Genomic DNA, 21,234 nt, shown 5'->3' with positions numbered 1-21,234 from the left:
CGTCGTCGAGCAGCGCCCGGCGGATGACGGCGGGGTCGACGAACCGGTCGGCGAGCGGCACCGGGACGCGGATCACCGCCAGCGCGGCTCCTCGGGCTTCGCCCTTCGTCCTGCTTGTGCGGGTTGGTGCTCTGCGCCCTCTTTGGGGCTTCGCCCCTTGCCCCCTTCGGGGGGAATGGTGCTTGCCGCCTGGGGGGTGGAAGGTGATCGGTGCTTAACGGGGATTTTCTGTGTCCGAATTAGAATGATCGACTGTTACGAATACGTTGTGGTCGGCCGGGTGGGGGCTGCCTAGACTGGGTGGTGCGAGCCCGGGGGGACGTGCATTCTCGCTCATCCGATGGGAGTGGAATGTCCTCGGAGGGTGGCCCCGAACGGCCGAACAGAGGCCTTCAAGGACTGACTGTCCTGGGTATAGCGGTCACCTTGTTCGGGGTATTGGTCGGGGTCTACCACGGGTTCCTGCTCAGCTGGCCGTGGTGGGCGCAGGTGCTTTTCGTCGCCGGATCCGTGGGCGCCTTTGTGGTCGCCGTTCCGGGAGGATGGGCGAAGGTCAAGGCCGGCTTCGCTCAGGCCGCGGTGGTCGTCGCGGTTGGGGTCAAGTGGTCGTGGCCCGGGATCGTGGCCGCGGTCGTGGTGATCCCGCTGATTTTTGTCGTGCCGTTGTCCGGTTCGGGTGGGTGCGGGGCCGACCTGCGGGTCGTCACCGATGCGGAGAGCGTCGCGTCCCTGACCGCGGCGGCCCAGCGGTACGTGGCGGAGAAGGCGGAGCACGGGTGCCCGGGGATGACCGTCGACGTCGCGGGTGACGCGCCCACCGACGAGGTCAAGAACGGGTTCGCCCGGGGATGGACGAGCCCGGACGGCGAGGACTGCTCCCTGGCCGCGCGGGCGACGCTCCTCGGCTCGCAGCCGGACGTCTGGATACCCGCCGACCGGACCGTCGCAGAGGGCGTGCGGCAGGACGGCACCTGCTCGGCGAAACAGAACCCCCTGCGGGCGAAGGCCGACCTGGACATCGGCGGGTCCGTGGGGTCGTCCCCGGTGGTCATGGGCGTGTTCGGCGACGCGGACCGGCAGGATCTGGCGGGAGACCAGGGACGGCAGAGCCTGGCCGCGTTACTGCATGTGTTCAGCGCCGACCAGGTGCTGAATTCCGTCGCCCGGCCTTCCCCCGACACGTCGGATTCGGCGCTGCTGGCGACGCCGGTGCTGCACCAGGCGCTGCGGAACGGATGGGCCGGCGGCGACCGGGAACCGGTCGAGAAGATCCTCGACCAGAGCAGGATCACCGCCGGCGACGCGGCGTCGATGCTGTGCGCATTCCGCGACGACGACGCGGCCGGGAAGAATCCGTCCGGTGACGTCGCCGTCATTGTGCCCGAGGATCTGCTGGCGAGATACGACCACGGGGACGTGCTGGCCGCGGGGACGGGCTGCCGCAGCGGGCCGCCTTCGCAGAAATGGCGGCTCTTTCCCTATTACACGACGGACCTTCCGGTGCTCGACCACCCCTTCGTCCACGTTCGGTGGCCCGGAGAGGACACCGCCCGGCGCGACAAGGCGGTGGCGGACTTCCGGAAATGGCTCGACGGCGGGCAACTCGCGCGGGAGGGGCTGCGCACCGTTTCGGGAAAGCTCCCCGCTGAGAACGGTGCGGTGCGGAGCCTGCGGGACGGTCACATGGTCCCCGACGCGGTGCCGCCTCACCGTCTGCGCGGGGACGCCGGGTGCGTCGGGTCGCTGCAGGAGGTGAAGGACTGCTACGCCGGCGCGCGGCCCGCGTACCCGCTGAGCCTGCTGATCGACGTCTCCGGCTCGATGGCCAATCCCGTGACCAAGGGCGGTCCGCGGCTCGGCCGCGCGCAGGACCTGGCGCTGCGCATCGTGGGCGACGTCCGGCCGACGGCCCCGACGTCGCTGTTCCTCTTCTCCGCCGTGACGAGGCCGGAGACCGGGCCGGTCGCCTCGTCCGGCGACGAGGCGGCGCGTCCCGGCGTGCAGGCCGCGATCCAGCGGGCCGTCACCAACGGGCGGGACCTGGCCCTGACCACCGCGATCGAGCAGGCGGCCGGGCGGCTGCAGCGCGGCAAGCAGACGCTGGTGGTGCTGACCGACGGGCAGGCCCCCGCCACCAACCGCGACGCCGCCGCGCAGGCCCGCGACCTCGCCGGGCGGCTGCGGGCGGACAAGCCCGGGCTGCGCCTGCTGATCGTCCCGACCGGGCCGGGGGACTGCGGGGCCGAGCCCGTCGCGTCGATCGCCGCCGCCTTCGGCCCGGGGTCCTGCATCGGGAGGCCGCAGGCCGCCGTCGAGGACCTCGTGAGCCTCGTGATGGCCGACGTCTTCTGGGGGTGACGGTGCACGTCTTCGCAAGGCACAGGCGCCTCTTCTCGTCGCTGGCGGCGTTCGTCCTGCTGGTGGGCGCGGGCCTGGTGGTGCGGTGGTCGATGGGCTACCGCCCCCTCTTCCACGGGTGCGGGAAGCACCGCGGCCTGACGATCGCGACGGACGTCGACGTCAGCCCGGACTTCCAGCGGCGGCGCCTCGTCGAGGACTGGAACAGGACGCACCCGAAGGAGCCGGCCGCCCTGATCGAGGTGGCGCGGTCGACGGACACGACCCGCAGCCAGATCGCGGCCGCCCTGGACTCGGGGAGCTGCGCCTACGACGTGCTGCTCGTCGACGTCGCCTGGCTGCCCGAATACGCGAAGCGCGGCTTCCTCGCGGAGGTCCGGGACTCCTGGATGGACAACCCGGCCGACTTCGTCCCGCAGACCATGGCGACGGGACGGTGGGACGGGCGCCAGTACGCGGTCCCGTGGTTCACCGATGCCGGCCTGCTGTACGTGCGGAAGGGGGAGAAGGCGCCGGGGTCGTGGGACGACCTGCTCCGCCGGGGGTACGCGGCGCAGCTCGAGAACTACGAGGGGCTCACCGCCAACGCGCTCGAGGTCATCTGGAACACCCAGGGCGGGGCGGTCCTCAGCGGCGACGTGGCGAGGGTGGACGTGCAGACCGCCCAGCAGCTCCTCAGCGGGCTCGACCGCCTCGCCGGCGCAGGCCCGGCACTGTCGGCGTCGCGCGCCTACATGGAGGACGGTTCTCTCGAGGCGTTCGCGAGCGGGCGCGCCCCGCTCATGCGCAACTGGCCGTTCGCGTTCAGGGCGCTCACCGCCGATCCGCGGGTCGGGAGCGGCTTCGACGTCGCGACGCTGCCGAAGCCCGGGCTCACGGTGCTCGGCGGATGGGACCTGGCGGTGTCCGCGCGGTCGGAGCACCGCGCGGAGGCGGGGCGGCTCATCGACTTCCTCACCAGCAGGGACTCCCAGCACCGGCTGTTCGTCTGCGGCGGGTTCACGCCGACCCGGACCTCCGTCTTCGACGACGCGACGCCCTGCAAGGATCCGAAGTACACGGCGGAGGAACTGCCCACGCCCGAGCGGTTCTCGCAGTTCGCGACCACCCTGAAGGCCGCGCTCTACCAGGCCCGGCTCCGGCCGGTCACGCCGTACTACGCGCAGTTCAGCGAGACGTTCCGCGGCTGCGTCGAGCAGGTGCTCAACGCGCGTGCGGGGGTCCGGGGCGCCCGCAGGCCCAGCCCCGGGACGCTCGCGAACGCGCTCACGGCCGCCTTGAAGGGGGAGCGCGGCAGCTGCTAGCGCGCGCCGTTGATGATCTCGGCGAGGCGGGCCGGGTGGGACAGGAACGCGGAGTGGCTGGACGGGAGCTCGTGGACGCGGGCGGCGCGGGTGCTGAGGGCCCGCTGGACGCCCACGGCGGTCGCGCGGTCCTGCGTGCAGACCACGTAGGTGGACGGGATCGTCTTCCACGCGACCGCATTGGGCGACTGCTGGGCGAAGGGCGGGGCCATGGGGCGCAGGTGGCTCGCGGCCTCGCGGGGGTCGGGGCAGTCGTGGAAGAGGACGTGCTCGGCGCGGTCGGGTTTGAAGGCGAGCAGGCCGTCGCCGGTGAAGTCGCAGTCGACCTCGGGGTTGACGTTCGGCTCGTCGCCGGCCTGGGCGCCGAACCCCATGAGCGTCTCGCCCTCGCCGGCGTTGTAGGCGGCGACGTAGACGAGGTGCTTCACGGCGGGATGGTCCGCGGCCGCCTCGGTCGCGGGCATGCCGCCGTAGGAGTGGGCCACGAGGGTGACGTCGGAGTGCGCGTCCAGGACGTCGCGGATCGCGCGGGCGTCGTCATGGAGGTCGCCGTGGGCGGGGCCGCAGCTGGGCAGGTCGACGGTGACGGCCGGCCCGTCCAGGCGGGGCGTCACGTCCCGCCAGTACCAGGGGCTGTGCCAGGCTCCGTGCACCAGGACGTAGGTCATGGCCGGTCCTCTCGTCGGCGACGGAATCATCGTAGGACGATATGCCGGGGGCGTCGCGGGGCTGCCCGAAGGCGGACATAGCCTGGACGTATGCGGAATGTGGTGGCGGGTGCGCTCGATGTCTGCTGCGTGCTGGTGTTCGTGGGGATCGGGCGCAGCTCGCATGACGAGGCCGGGAGCGTGACGGGCTTCCTCGGTACCGCGTGGCCTTTTCTGGTGGGGGTCGTGGCGGGATGGGCCTTGCTGCGGGCGTGGCGGCGCCGGGCCGACGCGGTGCCGGTGGGGGCCGGTGTCTGGCTGTCGACGGTCGTGGTGGGGATGGTCCTGCGGATCGTTTCGGGGCAGGGGATCGCGTTCACGTTCGTGCTGGTCGCGCTCGCTTTCCTGGGGCTGGTGCTGGTCGGGTGGCGGGGCGCCGCGCGGGCCGCGCAGGCCCTCCGGGGTGACAAACCCGAGCGTGTCTGAGTTGTTGGATCTCTCCAAATGACCGGGTGGTCTGTTTGCCGGTCGGCCCGGTTGACGCCGGACGCGCGGTGCTGGTGAAGTTACCCGCGAGTCACGTGGGTGACCGAGCAAGCATGTCTGAAGGGGACACGATGGCATCTGCGCTGCGGGACTGGCTGGACAAGCCGAACACCGGACGCGGCGTCCACCTCGCGGCCGACGACGGCGGCTGGGACTTCCGCGGCTACGGTGAGCTGGCCTCCGCCGCTCGTCGCACGGCCGGAGCGCTGATCGAGGAGGGCGTCCGCCCGGGCGACGTCGTCTGCCTGATCCTGCCCACGGACTTCACCTGCATCGAGACCTACTTCGGCGTGTGGGCCGCGGGCGCCACCGTCTGCCTGATCACCCCGCCGCTGTTCCAGGACGGCGACGACTACGTCGCGCACGTCGCCGCGATCCTGCGGCAGGCGAAGCCGGTGCTCGTCGCCGCGTCCACCGACCTCGCGGACTACGCGGGACGGGCCATGGCGCAGGCCGGCCTCCCCGGCGAGCCGTGGCTGCCGCGGCAGGCGGCGGCCGAGGCCGAGGTCCAGCCCGCCGGCGAGCTGGCGCTGCTGCAGTTCACCTCCGGGTCCAGCGGCGCGCCGCGCGGCGTCATGGTCACCTGGGACAACCTGGAGGCCAACAGCGAGCTGATCGCCCGCTCGGCCGGGTTCGAGGACGACGACGTCGTCGCGTCGTGGCTGCCGCTGTACCACGACATGGGGCTGATCGGCTGCTTCCTCACGCCGATCGCCCGGCAGGGGATGCTGCGGCTGATGCGCCCCGACCACTTCATCCGCGACCCCGCACGCTGGATCCGGTGCTTCGCCGAGGCGCAGCACACGGCGGCGCCGCCGTTCGCGTACGCGTACTGCGCGCGGCGCGTGAAGCCGGAGCAGCTGGAGGGCCTCGACCTGTCCGGCTGGAAGATGGCGCTGATCGGCGCGGAGCCGATCGACCCGCACTCGCTGGAGGTGTTCGCGGAGCTGCTGGAGCCGTTCGGGTTCTCCCGGACGGCGTTCCGCCCGGCGTACGGGATGGCGGAGACGACGCTGCTCGTCACGATGGACAAGGAGCTGCGCGACCCGCTGGCCGTCCGGCCCGACCCGGAGTCGCTGTCGTTCGGGACGCCGGTGCGGATCCTGGAGCAGCACTCGCTCGGGCCGCGCTCGCTCGGCGCGAAGGCCGGGTGGATCGTCGGCTGCGGGACGCCCGAGGAGGACGTGCCCGTCCGGATCGTCGACGACGAGGGCCGGGCGGTGCCCGAGGGCGTGCTCGGCGAGATCGTCGTGGGCGGCGCGTCGGCGTGCCCCGGCTACTTCGCGGGCGCGGAGGCCAAGTCGACGCGGTTCATCGACGGCGAGGTCCACACCGGCGACGCGGGCTTCTTCCACGAGGGCCAGCTGTTCGTGCTGGGGCGGATGGGCGACAGCATCAAGGTGCGCGGCCGGTCCGTCTACGTCGAGGACCTCGAATCGAAGATCGCCGAGGTGAGCGGGCTCGGCAAGGGCCGCATCGTGGTCGTCGGGGTGCCGGGCGCCGGGCAGAAGGGCCTCGCGCTGTTCGCCGAGACGCTCGACGACGCGTGGGTGCCCGAGGTGCGCGAGACGCTGCGCCGCCGGGTCGGCGAGGACGTCGAGGTGACGATCGTCGTCGGCACCGGGCTGATCCAGCGCACGTCCAGCGGCAAGCCCCGCCGCCGGTACATGTGGGAGCGGCTCAAGGACGGGAAGATGGACGGCGCCCGCGTCGTCCCGTAGCCCGCTTCGCGTGCGGAAAGGGCCGGCGCTGTGAAGTGAGCCTCTGTACGGGGCGTCCAATTGCTAAAGCCGGTGATAACGGACAACATGGGTTGACGCTCTGAGAGGTCGACGATGCCGTCTGTTGCCACGACGCTTTTTCGCCTGGGCTCCCGCCTCGGCTCCACCGCCCAGAACGCCCTCGAGGTCGCCCGCTTCGGCGGCCTCGACACCGAGGAGGACGCCTCCCCGTTCGAGGTGGTGGCCGAGCAGCGGGTGTACCGGCTCCGGCACTACTTCCCGGAGTCGGCGGACGGTCCGGTGGTGCTGCTCGTCCCGCCGCTGATGATCACCGCCGAGGTGTACGACATCTCCTCGCGGGTCAGCGCGGTCGGCGTGCTGCGCGATCTCGGCGTCGACCCGTGGGTGGTCGACTTCGGCGCGCCCGAGCGCGAGCCCGGCGGGCTGGAGCGGACCGTCACCGACCACGTCGTGGCGGTCAGCGACGCGATCGACCGGGTCCGCGCGATCACCGGGCGGGACGTCCACCTCGCCGGGTACTCGCAGGGCGGCATGTTCGTCTACCAGGCGGCGGCGTACCGGCGCAGCGAGGGCGTCGCGTCGATCGTGACGTTCGGCAGCCCGTCCGACACCAGCGTGGGGCTGCCGTTCGGGCTGCCGAGCTGGATCGCGACGGAGGGCGCCGAGCGGATCCCGGACTGGATGCTCGGCGGGTTCGCGGTGCCGGGCTGGGTGACGCGGCTGGGGTTCCAGCTGCTCAGCCCGGTGAAGTCGGTGCGGTCGCGGGCCGAGTTCATCATGCAGCTGCACGACCGGGAGCGGCTGGCGCCGCGCGAGCGGCAGCGCCGGTTCCTGGAGCGGGAGGGCTGGGTGTCGTGGCCCGGCCCGGCGCTCGCGGAGTTCATCCGGCAGTTCATCCAGCACAACCGGATGCTGACCGGCGGGTTCGTGATCGGCGACCGGCTGGTGACGCTGGCCGACATCACCTGCCCGGTGCTGACGTTCGTCGGCGAGGTCGACGAGATCGCGGCGCCGCCGATGGTGCGCGGGATCCGGCGGGCCGCGCCGCGCGCCCAGGTGTACGAGGCGTGCCTGCGGGCCGGGCATTTCGGGCTCGTGGTGGGCAGCCTCGCGATCTCGCGGACGTGGCCGTCGGTGGCGGCGTGGGTGCGCTGGCGCGAGGGCGGCGGGGACCTGCCGGAGATCGTCGCGCCGGTGACCGGGGACGAGGAGGCGCCGCCGGCGTCCCTTCCCGGCGGTCCGGCGGGCTACGGCCTCCAGCTCGCGATGGGCATCGGGACGAACGCGGCGCGCTCGGCGCTGCGGACGGCGGCGCGGGCCGTCCAGGGGACGCGGCAGCTGACCGGGGAGGCCGCGCAGAACCTGCCGCGGCTCGCCCGGCTGGAGCGGATCCACTCCGACACGCGGATGTCGATGGGCCTGCTCCTGGACGAGCAGGCGCGGCGCATGCCGGAGGAGGTGTTCTTCCTCTACCAGGGGCGCGCCCACACCCACGACGCGGCGAAGCGGCGCATCGACGCGGTCGTGCGGGGGCTGGTCCACATCGGCGTCCGGCACGGCGACGCCGTGGGCGTGCTGATGGGGACGCGGCCGTCGGCGCTGGCGCTCGTCGCGGCGCTGAGCCGGCTCGGCGCCGTCGCGGTGCTGCTGCGCCCGGACGGGGATCCGGCGGCGGAGGCCCGGCTGAGCGGGGTCACCCGCGTGATCGCCGACCCCGAGCACGCCGCGCGGGCCGCGCGCCTGGACGGCGTGGAGGGCTTCCTGCTGGGCGGCGGGGGACGCGGCGACCGGCAGCAGGATGGGCGGCAGGGCGCGCGCGGGCCGCTGACCGACATGGAGCTGATCGACCCGGACACCGTGGAGCTGCCGCGCTGGTACCGGCCGAACCCCGGGCGCGCCGGCGACCTCGCGTTCGTGATCTTCAGCGGGGACGGCGAGCACCTGCGCGCGAACCGGATCACCAACCGGCGGTGGGCGCTGTCGGCGTTCGGCACGGCCTCGTCCGCCGCGCTGTCCCCGGCCGACACCGTCTACAGCATCACGCCGCTGCAGCACCCGTCCGCGCTGCTGATGAGCCTCGGCGGCGCCGTCGCGGGCGGCGCGCGGCTCGCGCTCGCCAGCGGCTACGACCCGGCGACGTTCTGGGACGAGGCGCGCCGCTACGGGGTGACCGTCGCGTCCTACACGTGGACGCTGCTGCGCGACCTGGTGAACGCGCCGCCGAACCCGGCGGAGCGCTACCACGCGGTGCGGCTGTTCATCGGGTCGGGGATGCCGCGGAACCTGTGGCGGCGGGTCGAGGACCGGTTCGCGCCCGCGCGGGTGCTGGAGTTCTACGCCTCGACCGAGGGCGAGGCGATCCTGGTCAACCTCAGCGGCAAGAAGCCCGGCTCGCTCGGCCGCCCCCTGCCCGGCAGCGCCGAGGTGCGGCTGGCCCGCTACGACCTGGAGAGCGGCCGCCTCGTGCAGGGCCCGGACGGCCTCGGGGTCGAGTGCGAGCCCGGCGAGATCGGCATGCTGCTCGCCCGGGTCCGGCCGTCGGCGCTCGGGTCGGCGGCGCGGCCGGTGCGCGGGGTGTTCCGTCCCGAGGACGCGTGGACGATCACCGGCGACCTGTTCCGGCGCGACGCCGACGGCGACTTCTGGCTGGTCGGGCGGGACGCGGAGCTGATCCGCACGGCGGAGGGGATCGTCCCGCCGGGGCCGATCCGGGACGCGCTCGGCGACCTGCCGTACATCGACATCGTCGCGGTCTACGGCGTCCCGGTCGGCGACACCGAGCTCGCGGCGGCGGCCGTCAGCCTGCGCGGGGTGGCCGAGCTGAAGCCGGTGGACCTGTCGGAGGCGCTGCTGCGGGTCGAGCCGGGGCTGCGGCCGTCGATCGTCCGGGTGGTGGACGAGGTGCCCGTCACGGCGGGGCGGCGGCTGCGGACGGCGCCGCTGCGCGCGGAGGGCGTCCCGGCGGCGGCGGACGGGCGGACGTACTACCGGGACCGGGCGGGCGCGTACCGGCCGCTGACGGAGGCGGCGCGGCGGCGGCTGCTGCGCGCGCCCGCGTCCGGCGGCGTAACTCACCTTCCGTAAGTCTGGACTTACGGGCGTCCGTTGCGTTACAACAAAGCGACAGAAACTGCACTTTTGTTGCACGCCGCCCCGGCCCCCGCCCGGGCGGCGCGTCCGGAGGGTTCATGACGAGCGTGCTCGCGCCGCCGCCGGAGGGCAGCGGACTCAAGGCGGTCCCCGGCGTCCCCGGAATCCCGTACGTCGGCAACACCCTCAGCGTGATGCGCGACCCCATCGGGATGGCCCGGCGCCGCTACGAGGAGTACGGCCCGATCGCGTGGGGCTGGCTGCTCGGCATGCGGACCTGCACCGTCCAGGGGCCGGAGGCCGCCGAGGCCGTCCTGGTCAACCGGGACAAGGCGTTCGCGAACGGGCCCGCCTGGAGCTACTTCATCGGGCCGTTCTTCCACCGCGGCATCATGCTCCTCGACTTCGAGGAGCACCTGCACCACCGCCGCATCATGCAGCAGGCGTTCACCCGGCCCCGCCTCCAGGCGTACATGGAGGCGATGGCGCCCGGCATCGTCCGCGGCGTCGAGGCATGGGACGCCCGGTCCGGCTTCAAGGTCTACGACCACGTCAAGCAGCTCACCCTCGACCTCGCCACGGACGTCTTCATGGGCGTCGAGCTGGACCGCGCCGAGGCCGACCGGGTCAACGGCGCGTTCATCGACGCCGTCCGCGCCGGCACCGCCTACGTCCGGTTCAACGTCCGCGGCCTGCGCTGGAACAAGGGCCTGCGGGCACGCAGGGAGCTGGAGGCGTTCTTCTACCAGCACCTGCCCGCCAAGCGCCGGGACGGCGGCGACGACCTGTTCGCGGCCCTGTGCGAGGCGGAGACCGACGACGGCCAGCGGTTCACCGACGAGGACGTCGTCAACCACATGATCTTCGCGCTGATGGCGGCGCACGACACCACCACCATCACGCTCACCACGATGGCGTACTACCTCGCCAAGTACCCCGAATGGCAGGAGCGGCTGCGCGACGAGACGTTCGCGCTCGCCGAGCGGCTCGGCCGGCCGTCGCTGGAGTACGCGGACCTCGACGCGCTGACCGGCATCGACATGGTGATGAAGGAGTCGCTGCGGATGGTCCCGCCCGTCCCCGCGCTGCCGCGCCGGGTCGTCAAGGACACCTCGATCCTCGGCTACCACATCCCCGCCGGCACGACCGTCGTCGTCCCGATGCTGAGCAACCACCACATGTCCCAGTGGTGGAAGGACCCCGACACGTTCGACCCCGAGCGGTTCTCGCCGGAGCGCCGCGAGGACAAGGTGCACAAGTACGCGTGGTCGCCGTTCGGCGGCGGCGCCCACAAGTGCATCGGCATGTACTTCGCGGGGATGCAGGTGAAGACGATCCTGCACCAGGTGCTGCAGCGGTACCGGTGGCGCGTGCCCGCGCGGTACGAATGGCCGCTGGACACCACGTCGCTGCCGTCCCCGAAGGACGGCCTGCCCGTCCGCCTCGACCGGCTGTAGGAGGCCCCGTGAGCAAGGTCATCGCGATCACCGGCGCGGCGCGCGGCATCGGGCTCGCGACCGCCCGCGCGCTCAAGGCCCGGGGCGCCGCCGTCGTGATCGGCGACATCGACGAGGCCGCCGTCAAGGAGGCGGGCGAGTCGCTGGGCGTCGCCGCGTTCCCCCTCGACGTGACCGCGCGCGAGTCGTTCGAGGCGTTCCTGGCGAACGCCGAGGACGCCGCCGGGCCGCTGGACGTCCTGGTGAACAACGCCGGGATCATGCCGATCGGGCCCGTCACCGGGGAGAGCGACGCCGACGCCCGCCGCTGCCTGGACATCAACGTGCACGGCGTCATGCTCGGCACGAAGCTCGCGCTGGGCCGGATGCTGCCGCGCGGGCGCGGCCACGTGATCAACGTGGCGTCCGTCGCCGGGGTGCTGCCGACGCCCGGCCTCGCGCTCTACAACGCCAGCAAGTCGGCGGTGGTCGCGTTCACCGAGGCCGCGCGACTGGAGGTCCAGGGCAAGGGCGTGCACGTCAGCGCGGTGCTGCCGACGTTCACCAACACTGACCTGATCGCGGGGACGCGCAGCCCGAAGGGGATGCGGAACTGCGAGCCGGAGGAGATCGCCGCCGCCGTCGCCGACCTGATCGCGCGCCCGCGCCCGCAGGTCGTCGTCCCGAAGGCGCTCGGCCGCCAGATCCGGCTCGGCGCCCTGCTGCCGGACCGGCTGAGGCAGGCCGTCTCCCGCCGCTACGGCCTCGACACCCTCTTCCTCGACTACGACCCCGAGGCCCGCAAGGCCTACGACGCCCGGATCCGCTCCGCCCCGTGACGGGCGCGGGCCCGGCGGCGGGCCGCGCGGGCCTGGGGGAAGTAGCGGACGGTCTCCGGGAGCAGCGGCCACAGCGCATTGCCGCGGCGGACGATCGCCGCGAACCGGCGGTACCGGCGCTCGTCGGCCGCGCTCCAGGGCAGCTCCAGCAGCTCGCGCATCCGGGGGTGCAGGCCGCCGACCGTGACGAACCGGGCGACCGCGTTCAGCGGCGGCGACACCGCCCGCCACACCGGCGCCGGGACCTTCGGCGGCGCGGGCAGGCCCTTGGTGACGTAGCCGACGCCGTACCGTGCGGTCTTGTGCGCGACGATCTCCTCGTCGAGCATCCGCTTCCAGTACGCCTGGAAGGCCTCCCAGTCGTCCGGCATGGCCCGGTCGCTGACCCCGTACATGCGGAACCAGGTCTTGGACTCGTCGTAGATGCGGCGCTTCTCGTCCTCGCCGAGCGGCCGGACGAACGTCTCGATCCCGTAGAGCAGGGTGTCGAGGAAGGTGGCGTGCGCCCAGTAGTAGGTCTCGGGGTCGAGCGCGTGGTAGCGGCCGCCGTCCGGCATCGTCCCCTTGATGTCGACGTGGAAGTCGCGGACCCGGCGTCCCGTCTCGGCGGACCGGTCGCCGCCGTAGACGGTGTCGAGGATCGGCCCGGCGGAGCGCTTGAGCCGCGCGAACGTCTCGGAGAAGAACACCGAGTGGTCCAGGACGCCCTGGCCGAGCGCCGGGAGCATGTTCTGCAGCACCGCGGCGCGCGGGCCGACCAGCAGCATCCGGGTGTCGCCGAAGTACCGCCAGGTCAGCGAGCCGGGGCCGAGAGGGGTGGGCGCTGGGTCGGGCATGGGCACCGCCGAGGGGGGACGAGTGTGGAACAGAACGACGATAATTGTAGCTGTGTTGCGCGGAATGTCACGGAAGGGGGTCCGCGGCCGGTTAAGGTGCGTCCATGACCACGGACGCGACCTCCCTGACCGGTGCCCGGACGCCTGAGCGCGGCGACGGCGGGCTGCTCGCCCGGCTGTCCGACCCCGCCGCCGACGGCGACGACCTGGACGCCCGGATCCTGGACGCCGCGCTGGCCGAGTTCGAGACCTACGGGCTGCGCCGGGTCAGCGTCGAGGACGTCGCCAAGCGCGCCGGCGTCGCGCGCACGACGATCTACCGGCGGTTCACCAACAAGGAGCAGCTGCTCCAGGCGGTGATCCTGCGCGAGTGCCGCCGCTTCCTGACCGGCATCGCCCGGGCGACCGAGGGCCTCGCGTCGCCCGAGGACGCGGTGGTCGAGGGCTTCGTGGCCGGGTTGCAGAGCGCGCGCACGCACCCGCTGATGACCCGGGTCCTGCAGAGCGAGCCGGAGGCGTTCCTGCCGCAGCTCAGCATGAACGGCGGCGCGGTGATGCTCGCCGCCCGCGACGTCCTCGCCGACCGGCTCCGGCGGGCCCGCCCCGACCGGGCCGACGAGCACAACGCCGTCGCGGAGGTGCTGCTGAGGGTCGCGGTGTCGCTGCTGCTGGTCCCCGGTGGCGGGCTCGCGCTCGACGACGAGGACGCCATCCGCGCGTTCGCCCGCGCCTACCTGACCCGCATGCTGCGCCCCTAGGCAGCGCACCGGCTGAATCGCCCATTCCGCCCGGGGCGCCCGTCCCGTACCCTCTGATTGTCGAATTTCGTTCTAGAATCGGAGGCGCGGCATGGCGGCGGTCGTTCGGACGGCGTACGGCGAGGTTCGCGGCACCACCCGGGACGGCGTCACCGCCTTCCTCGGCATCCCGTACGCGGCGCCGCCGTTCGGCGCGAACCGGTTCAAGGCGCCGCAGCCGCCCGAGCCCTGGGACGGCGTCCGCGACGCCGTCGAGTACGGGCCCACCGCGCCCAAGCCCGGCTACCCGCGCCCCTACGACCGGCTGCTGCCCGACCCGGTCATCCCGGGCGACGACTGCCTCAACCTCAACGTCTGGACCCCCGAGCCCGGCGGCTCCGGGCTGCCGGTCATGGTCTGGATCCACGGCGGCGCGTTCCGCAACGGCTCCGGCGCCGTCGACGTCTACAACGGCCGCAACTTCGCCCGCGACGGCGTCGTCTGCGTGAGCGTCAACTACCGGCTCGGCGTCGAGGGCTTCGCGCACCTGCCCGGCGCCCCCGCCAACCGCGGGCTGCTCGACCAGATCTTCGCGCTGGAATGGGTCCGCGACAACATCGCCGGGTTCGGCGGCGACCCCGCCCGCGTCACCGTCTTCGGCGAGTCAGCGGGCGCGATGAGCGTCAGCACCCTGCTCTCCCTCGACCTCGGCCTGTTCCACCGCGCGATCGCGCAGAGCGGCGCCGGCTCCATCGCGCAGGACCCGGCGGACGCGCTGCTCGTCACCAAGGAGATGGCCGCGCGGCTCGGCGTCGAACCGACCGCCGAGGGGTTCGCCGCGCTCGACCCGGCCGCCATCCTGCCGATCCAGTCCGCCGTGGCCGCCGAGGTCACCGCGCTGCCCGACCCCGGCCGCTGGGGCGCCACGACCGCCGCCGGCGGTATGTCCCTCACCCCCGTGCTGGACGGCGAGCTGCTCGCCCGGCGGCCCGAGGACGCGGTCGGCGACGGCGCCGGACGCGACGTCGACCTGCTCACCGGCTACACCTCCGAGGAGTTCCGGCTGTTCCTGATGCCGACCGGGATCGCCGCCGCCCTCACCGACGACCTGGTGGTCGCCGCGACCGCCGGGATGGGCGTGCCGCCCGCCGTCACGGCCGGCTACCGGGACCGGCACCCCGGCGTCCCGTCCGGCGAGCTGATGGCGACGATCATCACCGACAGCCTGTTCCGGGTCCCCGCGAACCGGCTCGCCGAACGGCACGCCGCGGCCGGCGGCACCGGCGGCACCTGGATGTACGAGTTCGGCTGGCGGTCCCCGAACCACGACCTCGGCGCCTGCCACGCCCTCGAACTCGGGTTCGTCTTCGACAACCTCACCGCCGAGCCCGAGGGCCTCACCGGCCCGAACCCGCCGCAGGACCTCGCCGACCGCATGCACCGCGCCTGGGTCTCCTTCGCCGTCGACGGCGACCCCGGCTGGGACCGGTTCGACCCGTCCACCCGCCCGGTGAAGCTCTTCGGCCACCCGTCCGACGCGATCGTCCACGACCCCCGCGCCGGCGACCGCGAGCTCTGGGCCTGACCGCTCAGAGGCGCGCCGCGACGTGCTCGGCGATCGCCAGCGACGAGGTCGCCGCCGGGGACGGGGCGTTGCGGACCGTCACGACCGGGCCGACGCGGCCGATGCGGAAGTCGTCCACCAGCGAGCCGTCCGGGTCCACCGCCTGGGCCCGGACGCCCGCGGGCGCGGCGACGACGTCGTCCGCGGTCAGCTCCGGCACGAAACCGCGCGCCTGCGCGACGAACGCCCGCTTGACCGCCGACCCGTACAGCTCCTTCGCGCCCGTCCGCCAGTGCCGCCGCGCGAGATGCCGGAAACCGGGGAAGCGCAGCGTCTCCCACAGGTCGGCCGGACGGACGTCGCGGCGCCGGTAGCCCTCCCGCGCCAGCGCCAGGACGGCGTTCGGGCCGACGTCGACGCCGCCGTCGACGCGGCGGGTGAAGTGGACGCCGAGGAACGGGTACCGCGGGTCGGGTACCGGGTAGATCAGCCCGCGCACCAGGTCCGTCCGGGACGGGACGAGCCGGTAGTACTCGCCGCGGAACGGGACGATCGCGGGCTCGGGGGAGTCGCCCGCCAGCCGGGCCACCCGGTCCGACTGGAGGCCCGCGCATACGATCAGCAGGTCGAAGAGCAGCTCCTCGTCCGGTGAGCCGACCCGGACCCGGTCGCCCGCCCGGCCGAGCCGGACGACCTCGAAGCCCAGCCGCACCTCGCCGCCGCCCGCGGTGACGTCGGCCGCGAACGCGCGCGCCACCGCCGGGAAGTCGACGATGGCGGTGGTCGGCGAGTGCAGTGCCGCGACCCCGGCGGCGTGCGGTTCGATCTCGCGCAGTTCGGCCCCGGTCAGCCGGCGCAGGCCCGGCACCCCGTTCGCGGTGGCGCGGCGCTCGATCTCCTCCAGCGGGCCGATCTCGCCCGCGTCCCGCGCCACGACGACCTTGCCGCACTCCTCGTACGGCAGGCCCTTCTCCGCGCAGTAGTCCTTCAGCAGTCCGATGCCGCGGCGGCACAGGGTCGCCTTGAGCGATCCCGGCGCGTAGTAGAGGCCCGCGTGGGCGACACCGCTGTTGTGGCCCGTCTGATGGGCCGCGACGCGGGCCTCTTTGTCCAGGACCGTCACGCGCGCGTCCGGCCGCGTCGCGGTCAGCCGCCGCGCGACGGCCAGCCCCAGGATCCCGGCCCCGACGACACCGATCCGCATCTCCGCCACGAGGCGAATGCTACGGCGTGCGGGGCCGGGCCGGGATCAGCTGCCCAGGCGCTTGCGGCCCTGCGCGCGGACGCGCTTGCGCTGCGACGGGTCGAGCATCAGGTAGCCGGCGAGCGGCGCCCCGAGGACGCCCAGGATGATCAGCGCGCTCAGCCACCACGGGAACACGAACAGGGTCAGGAAGCCGACGACGACTCCACCGATCACTACCTTGGTCTTGGTCGACATCTGATACCTCCGTTGACGGGCCGCCCACCTGTTACAACGGCCGTCCCGCGACCGCTGTTCCACGATATGTCGCGAGTCCGGTGCGAAGCCACCCGTCAGACCCGCGAGGAGCCGGCCGTCGGAGACGCGAGGAGCCGGGGACCCGCGACGGGCCGGCGGTCAGACGCGCAGCGAGAGCTGCCCGCCGCCCAGCGTGCGCAGCACCTCGGCGTGCAGCCGGCCGTTGGTGCACACCACGCTGCCGCCGTCCGGGCCCGGCACCCCCGACAGGTCGGTGAACATCCCGCCCGCCTCCTCCACGATCACCTGGAGGGCGGCGAGGTCCCACAGCGACACCTCCGGCTCGGTGGAGATGTCGATCGCGCCCTCCGCGACCATCATGTGCGACCAGAAGTCCCCGAACGCCCGCGTCCGCCACACCTGCCGCGTCAGGTCCAGGAAATGGGGGAGGCGGCCCTGCTCCTCCCAGCCGCTCAGGCTGGAGAACGACAGCGACGCGTCCGACAGCTCCGTCACCGCCGACACCGTCATCCGGGTCGCGCGGGTCAGGCTGCGGCCCGTCCAGGAGCCGCCGCCGCGCGCCGCCCACCAGCGCCGGTTCAGCGACGGCGCCGACACCACCCCGACCACGATCTCGTCGTTCTCCATCAGCGCGATCAGCGTCGCCCACACCGGGACGCCCCGCACGAAGTTCTTCGTGGCGTCGATCGGGTCGATGATCCAGCACCGGTTGCCGTACCCGGTCCGCCCGTACTCCTCGCCGAGCACCGCGTCCCGCGGCCGGGCCCGCTTCAGCGTGCCGCGGATCTGCTCCTCCACGCTGCGGTCGGCGTCGCTGACCGGCGTCAGGTCCGGCTTGGTCTCGATGTCCAGATCGAGGGCGCGGAAACGCCTGGTCGTGATGTCGTCGGCCCCGTCCGCCAGCACGTGCGCGAGACGCAGGTCATCGGAATAGCCCGCCACGGCGTGCCACGCTACCGCGATCACGGCCCGCACCGACACACTCACCCCGGGCCGTTACGGCTTTTCGGTCCGCCCGCGGGGCGCGGCGGCCGGTGCGGGGCGCGGGCACCTGGCAGCATGGGCGCATGGCCCACGACCTACCCGGGTGGGTCGCCGAGCTCACCGACCCGCGCCGCGCGCGGACGCTCGACGAGCTCGCCGACCGCCTCGTCCCCCTGGCCGAGCACGCCATCGACGTCTCCCGCCGGCTCCAGGCGCAGCTGAACGACCTGAACGACCCGTTCAGGCGGGAGGCCCTGTACGGGCGGGTGGAACGGCTGAAGGCCCGGGCCGGCGAGGCGCTGGAGGAGATCACCGCGGAGATCGCCGCGTCCGGCGACGAGCGCCTCGAACGGCTCTGGGCGGACTGGGCGGAGCGCGCCGGCACCGGCGGGCGCGGCGCCCGCGAGGAGGAGCTGCGCCGCCGGCTCGACCGCGACGTCGTCCCGGTGCTGTCCCGCAGCCGCCGGGACGTGGCCGAACGGGTCGCCGCCCGCACCTCCGCCGCGCTGGACGAGGCGACGCGGACCCTGCTCACCCGGGTCGAGGAGCTCGCCCGGGCCGTCACCGACCTGATCACCGAGGTGCTGCCGCTGGCCCGCGAGGGGCTGGCGCTCGCCGGCCGCATCTCCGGCCTGTCCGCGCAGGCCCGCAAGGCGGGGCGCGGCCCGATCCCCGGCGAGCTGAAGGAGGCGGGCGCCGGGACGGCCCGCGCGTTCGACGAGGCCGTCGCGCGGCTGGAGCTGGAGTGGGCCGCGCTCGGCGCCCGGTCCGCGAGCGTGCGGGCCGCGCTGCGCGCCGCCGAGGAGAGCGCGTTCAGCCACGTCACCGAGGAGATGACCCGGTGCGTGGAGGAGCTGGCGCCCGAGCACGTCCGGGCCCTGAACGAGGCGGAGGCGCGGGCCCGCGCCCTGTTCGGCGACCCCCCGGACGAGCGCCCCGCCGACGGGTGACGGGGCGCGTGACGGGGCGCGTGACCGGAGGCGGCGGCTCTCAGCCGGAGGAGCGGAAGCTGGCGAGGAACGTCTCGTACACGGGGACGGTCGCGTCCCAGTGCGCCTGGTCGGCGGCGAGGATCACCTGGTAGAGGGCGTCGTCGAACGCGAAGACGCGCACCCGCGCCCGGCTGTCCTTGCCGTTCTTCTTGAAGGTGAACTCGATCTCCGCCGCGTCCTTGCCCTGGTAGGGCACCTTCCGGTGGAAGTACACCTGCTTGTAGTCGGCGTAGCCGGAGTCCTTGTCGCCGAAGTCCTTCGTCGCCGCCGCGAGCGCGTCCCCGGGGTCGCTGGTGTCGAAGGGACCCGGCTTCGCCCGCGTCACGGCCACGCCCCGCGTCGCGCCCTGCTCGGGCGCCGTGAAGGTGACGTCGTCGCCCGAGCCGTCGGCCTTCCAGCCGTCGGGCACGGCCGCCACGAACGCCGACCCCTCGTACCGGTGGTAGCCCGGCGGGACGCCGGACCCCGCGCTCGGCGACGGATGGGCGCTGGGAGTGGTGCCGGTCGGGCCGCCGTTACCGTTCCCGTTGACGAAGACCGCGAACACCACGGCCGCCGCGACCAGCGCGACCGAGAAGATCGCCGCCGGGACGATCAGCTCCCACCGCCGCCGCGGCCGGGGCGGCGGTGCCGCGTCCGGGTGCGGCGACGGCCCGGGGACCGGCATCGGAGCGGGCCGCGGGGGCGCCGGGTGCGGTGACGGCGAGGCCCCGGGCGCCGGAGCGGGGCCGGGTGGCTGCGTCCCTTCGCCGCCCTGACCGAGGGTGGTGTCGAGGCCCCGCGGCTCAAGGGTCGGCTCCGGCCCGTGCGCCCTTTGCGGGACCGCGGCCGCGCGCAGCAGGCGCTCGGCCTCCTCGTAGCCGAGCCGGTCGCGCGGGTCGCGGCGGAGCAGGCCGTGGAGCACCGGCTCCAGGGCGCCGGCGCGCCGCGTCGGGTCCGGGTCGTCCTGGAGCAGCGCGCCCATCAGGGCGTAGATGTCCGGGCGGCTGTACGGGCGGCGGCCCTCGACCGCCGCGTAGAGCGTGGCGCCGAGCGACCACAGGTCGGACGCCGGAGTCGCGTCCTCCCGGCGGGCCTGCTCCGGCGACAGGTAGGCGGGGGACCCGACGATCGCGCCGGTCTGGGTGAGCGTCTCGTCCCCGGCGATGGTCGCGATCCCGAAGTCGGTGAGGACCGCCCGCTCGTCGGTGAGCAGGACGTTCCCCGGCTTCACGTCGCGGTGCACGACGCCCTTGGCGTGCGCGGCACGGAGCGCGTCCAGCAGGTCCAGCCCGATCTGCGCCACCCGGTCCGGGGCGAGCGGCCCGTCCCGCCGGACCACCGCGTCCAGGGCGGGCGCGTGCACCAGCCGCATGACGATCCAGGGGCGGCCGTCCTCCCGGACGACGTCGTGCACGGTCACGATGCCGGGGTGGTCGAGCAGCGCCGCCGACTGCGCCTCCCGCATCGTCCGCGCGTACATCCGCTCGGCCTGCGTCCCGTCCAGGCCGCGCGGCGGGGACACCTCCTTGATCGCCACCTCGCGGCGCAGCACCGTGTCGCGGGCGCGCCAGACCACGCCCATCCCGCCGCGGCCGAGCTCCTCCAGGAGCTCGTAGCGGCCCTCGTCGATCGTGCGCAGCATGCAGGCGACGATACCGACGTACCACCCGGAGTGAAGGGCCGTTCTCGCCCGGTTCGCCTGATCCGCTGCGGCCGGCGGCTACTCCGGCTCGCCCTCCCGGCTGGCGAGCAGCCGGCGCAGCGAGTCCAGCCGGGCCCGGCTGGCGTGCCCGTCCGCGACCCATCCGTCCAGGCCGCAGGACTCCTGCAGGTGGTCGCAGAGCGGCGGGCAGCGCTCCGCCGCGCCCTCCGCCAGGTCCTCGAACGCGTTGATCACGTTCTCCGGGTCGACGTGCGCCAGCCCGAAGCTGCGCACCCCCGGGGTGTCGATGATCCAGCCGTCGCCGCCGGGCAGCTCCAGCGCGATCGCCGACGACGAGGTGTGCCGCCCCCGCCCGGTCACCGCGTTGACATGGCTGACGGCCCGCTCCGCGTCCGGGACCAGCGCGTTGACCAGCGTCGACTTGCCGACGCCCGAATGCCCGACGAGCACGCTCATCCGGCCCGCCAGGTGCCCGCGCAGCTCGTCCAGGTCGCCGCCGCGCCGCGTCACCACGTACGGGACGCCGAGCGGCGCGTACTCGGCGACCAGGCCGTCCGGGTCGGCGAGGTCGGCCTTGGTGAGGCACAGCAGCGGGTCCATCCCGGCGTCGTAGCCGGCGACGAGCTGCCGGTCGATCATCCGGGGCCGCGGCTCCGGGTCGGCCAGCGCCGTCACGATCACCAGCTGGTCGGCGTTCGCGACGATGATCCGCTCGAACGGGTCGGTGTCGTCGGCGGTGCGGCGCAGCGACGACGCCCGCGGCTCCACCCGGACGATCCGGGCGAGCGTGTCCGGCGCGCCGGACACGTCCCCGACCAGCGCGACCCGGTCGCCGACCACCACGCCCTTGCGGCCGAGCTCGCGGGCGCGCATCGCGACGACCGCCCGCTCGCCGCGGGTCCCGCCGTCCACCAGGCAGCGGTACCGGCCGCGGTCCACGGCCGTGACGAACCCGGCGGAGGCGTCGTCGTGCGCCGGGCGGCGGCGGGTCCGCGGCCGCGACCCGCGGCGCCCGGGCCGCACCCGGACGTCGTCCTCGTCGTAGTCCTGTA

General features: G+C 73.8%; 17 protein-coding genes. 10 read left to right on the top strand and 7 right to left on the bottom strand.

The window, feature by feature from the left end; translation table 11 throughout:
• The first annotated feature begins 426 nt into the window (after positions 1-426).
• Together AB0C78_RS34095 and AB0C78_RS34090 are read left to right on the top strand one after the other, a co-directional pair.
• Positions 427-2,358 (top strand): vWA domain-containing protein, encoded by a 1,932-nt coding sequence (locus tag AB0C78_RS34095; protein ID WP_360756065.1) that lies wholly within the window; start codon positions 427-429, stop codon positions 2,356-2,358.
• Positions 2,359-2,360: 2 nt separating this feature from the next.
• Positions 2,361-3,662, top strand: coding sequence for an extracellular solute-binding protein (locus AB0C78_RS34090; protein ID WP_360756062.1), 1,302 nt, complete (start codon positions 2,361-2,363; stop codon positions 3,660-3,662).
• Here the strand turns inward: AB0C78_RS34090 and AB0C78_RS34085 are convergent.
• The gene (locus AB0C78_RS34085; RefSeq protein WP_360756060.1) at positions 3,659-4,330 is read right to left on the bottom strand and encodes an alpha/beta hydrolase; all 672 of its coding nucleotides are present in this window, start codon (positions 4,328-4,330) and stop codon (positions 3,659-3,661) included. The genes AB0C78_RS34090 and AB0C78_RS34085 overlap by 4 nt on opposite strands.
• Positions 4,331-4,420: 90 nt before the next feature.
• Here AB0C78_RS34085 and AB0C78_RS34080 point away from each other — a divergent pair, with 90 nt between their 5' ends.
• From AB0C78_RS34080 to AB0C78_RS34060, 5 genes are all read left to right on the top strand, one after another.
• A complete protein-coding gene (locus AB0C78_RS34080; RefSeq protein WP_360756057.1) occupies positions 4,421-4,795 on the top strand; it encodes a DUF3054 domain-containing protein in 375 nt (124 codons plus the stop codon).
• Positions 4,796-4,926: 131 nt separating this feature from the next.
• Positions 4,927-6,576 (top strand): AMP-binding protein, encoded by a 1,650-nt coding sequence (locus AB0C78_RS34075; RefSeq protein WP_360756055.1) that lies wholly within the window; start codon positions 4,927-4,929, stop codon positions 6,574-6,576.
• A 114-nt stretch (positions 6,577-6,690) separates the two neighbouring features.
• Complete coding sequence (locus AB0C78_RS34070) at positions 6,691-9,681, top strand: AMP-binding protein (protein WP_360756052.1); 2,991 nt, start codon at positions 6,691-6,693, stop codon at positions 9,679-9,681.
• Positions 9,682-9,785: 104 nt separating this feature from the next.
• Positions 9,786-11,144: a cytochrome P450 gene (locus AB0C78_RS34065; protein ID WP_360756049.1), complete on the top strand. Its 1,359-nt coding sequence runs from the start codon at positions 9,786-9,788 to the stop codon at positions 11,142-11,144.
• Between the two features lie 8 nt (positions 11,145-11,152).
• Positions 11,153-11,962 carry an SDR family oxidoreductase gene (locus tag AB0C78_RS34060; RefSeq protein WP_360756047.1) on the top strand — a complete coding sequence of 270 codons (810 nt, stop codon included), beginning with the start codon at positions 11,153-11,155 and terminating at the stop codon, positions 11,960-11,962.
• On the opposite strand, the gene AB0C78_RS34055 is transcribed toward AB0C78_RS34060, so the two are convergent.
• Positions 11,932-12,798, bottom strand: a complete 867-nt coding sequence (locus tag AB0C78_RS34055; protein WP_360756044.1) for an oxygenase MpaB family protein — start codon at positions 12,796-12,798, stop codon at positions 11,932-11,934. The genes AB0C78_RS34060 and AB0C78_RS34055 overlap by 31 nt on opposite strands.
• Before the next feature lie 104 nt (positions 12,799-12,902).
• Between AB0C78_RS34055 and AB0C78_RS34050 the strand changes: the two genes are divergently transcribed.
• Both AB0C78_RS34050 and AB0C78_RS34045 read left to right on the top strand, forming a co-directional pair.
• Positions 12,903-13,556: a TetR/AcrR family transcriptional regulator gene (locus AB0C78_RS34050; RefSeq protein ID WP_151541355.1), complete on the top strand. Its 654-nt coding sequence runs from the start codon at positions 12,903-12,905 to the stop codon at positions 13,554-13,556.
• 91 nt (positions 13,557-13,647) lie between these two features.
• A complete protein-coding gene (locus tag AB0C78_RS34045) occupies positions 13,648-15,120 on the top strand; it encodes a carboxylesterase family protein (RefSeq protein WP_360756041.1) in 1,473 nt (490 codons plus the stop codon).
• A 4-nt stretch (positions 15,121-15,124) separates the two neighbouring features.
• On the opposite strand, the gene lhgO is transcribed toward AB0C78_RS34045, so the two are convergent.
• From lhgO to hisN, 3 genes are all read right to left on the bottom strand, one after another.
• Entirely contained in the window at positions 15,125-16,303 is a 1,179-nt protein-coding gene (gene lhgO, locus AB0C78_RS34040; RefSeq protein ID WP_360756071.1) for an L-2-hydroxyglutarate oxidase, read from the bottom strand.
• 45 nt (positions 16,304-16,348) lie between these two features.
• Positions 16,349-16,540 carry a hypothetical protein gene (locus AB0C78_RS34035; RefSeq protein ID WP_151541353.1) on the bottom strand — a complete coding sequence of 64 codons (192 nt, stop codon included), beginning with the start codon at positions 16,538-16,540 and terminating at the stop codon, positions 16,349-16,351.
• 159 nt (positions 16,541-16,699) lie between these two features.
• Entirely contained in the window at positions 16,700-17,503 is an 804-nt protein-coding gene (gene hisN, locus AB0C78_RS34030; RefSeq protein ID WP_151541352.1) for a histidinol-phosphatase, read from the bottom strand.
• A 125-nt stretch (positions 17,504-17,628) separates the two neighbouring features.
• Between hisN and AB0C78_RS34025 the strand changes: the two genes are divergently transcribed.
• Positions 17,629-18,495 carry a hypothetical protein gene (locus AB0C78_RS34025; protein ID WP_360756038.1) on the top strand — a complete coding sequence of 289 codons (867 nt, stop codon included), beginning with the start codon at positions 17,629-17,631 and terminating at the stop codon, positions 18,493-18,495.
• Positions 18,496-18,535: 40 nt separating this feature from the next.
• Here the strand turns inward: AB0C78_RS34025 and AB0C78_RS34020 are convergent, their stop codons facing one another.
• Complete coding sequence (locus AB0C78_RS34020; protein WP_360756036.1) at positions 18,536-20,161, bottom strand: serine/threonine-protein kinase; 1,626 nt, start codon at positions 20,159-20,161, stop codon at positions 18,536-18,538.
• A 78-nt stretch (positions 20,162-20,239) separates the two neighbouring features.
• On the bottom strand, positions 20,240-21,205 hold the full coding sequence (gene rsgA, locus AB0C78_RS34015; protein ID WP_360756033.1) for a ribosome small subunit-dependent GTPase A: 966 nt from the start codon (positions 21,203-21,205) through the stop codon (positions 20,240-20,242).
• Positions 21,206-21,234: the final 29 nt, after the last annotated feature.

The organism is Actinomadura sp. NPDC048394 (assembly GCF_040651755.1).
GTDB lineage: Bacteria > Actinomycetota > Actinomycetes > Streptosporangiales > Streptosporangiaceae > Spirillospora > Spirillospora montaniterrae.
This window is presented reverse-complemented; position numbering and strand designations above follow the sequence as displayed.

Bases quoted from the DNA above. Each gene is read 5' to 3' on its own strand.
- AB0C78_RS34085 (WP_360756060.1), bottom strand. From the start codon at position 4,330: ATGACCTACGTCCTGGTGCACGGAGCCTGGCACAGCCCCTGGTACTGG.
- AB0C78_RS34080 (WP_360756057.1), top strand. From the start codon at position 4,421: ATGCGGAATGTGGTGGCGGGTGCGCTCGATGTCTGCTGCGTGCTGGTG.
- AB0C78_RS34075 (WP_360756055.1), top strand. From the start codon at position 4,927: ATGGCATCTGCGCTGCGGGACTGGCTGGACAAGCCGAACACCGGACGC.
- AB0C78_RS34070 (WP_360756052.1), top strand. From the start codon at position 6,691: ATGCCGTCTGTTGCCACGACGCTTTTTCGCCTGGGCTCCCGCCTCGGC.
- AB0C78_RS34065 (WP_360756049.1), top strand. From the start codon at position 9,786: ATGACGAGCGTGCTCGCGCCGCCGCCGGAGGGCAGCGGACTCAAGGCG.
- AB0C78_RS34055 (WP_360756044.1), bottom strand. From the start codon at position 12,798: ATGCCCGACCCAGCGCCCACCCCTCTCGGCCCCGGCTCGCTGACCTGG.
- AB0C78_RS34050 (WP_151541355.1), top strand. From the start codon at position 12,903: ATGACCACGGACGCGACCTCCCTGACCGGTGCCCGGACGCCTGAGCGC.
- AB0C78_RS34045 (WP_360756041.1), top strand. From the start codon at position 13,648: ATGGCGGCGGTCGTTCGGACGGCGTACGGCGAGGTTCGCGGCACCACC.
- lhgO (WP_360756071.1), bottom strand. From the start codon at position 16,303: ATGCGGATCGGTGTCGTCGGGGCCGGGATCCTGGGGCTGGCCGTCGCG.
- AB0C78_RS34035 (WP_151541353.1), bottom strand. From the start codon at position 16,540: ATGTCGACCAAGACCAAGGTAGTGATCGGTGGAGTCGTCGTCGGCTTC.
- AB0C78_RS34025 (WP_360756038.1), top strand. From the start codon at position 17,629: ATGGCCCACGACCTACCCGGGTGGGTCGCCGAGCTCACCGACCCGCGC.
- AB0C78_RS34020 (WP_360756036.1), bottom strand. From the start codon at position 20,161: ATGCTGCGCACGATCGACGAGGGCCGCTACGAGCTCCTGGAGGAGCTC.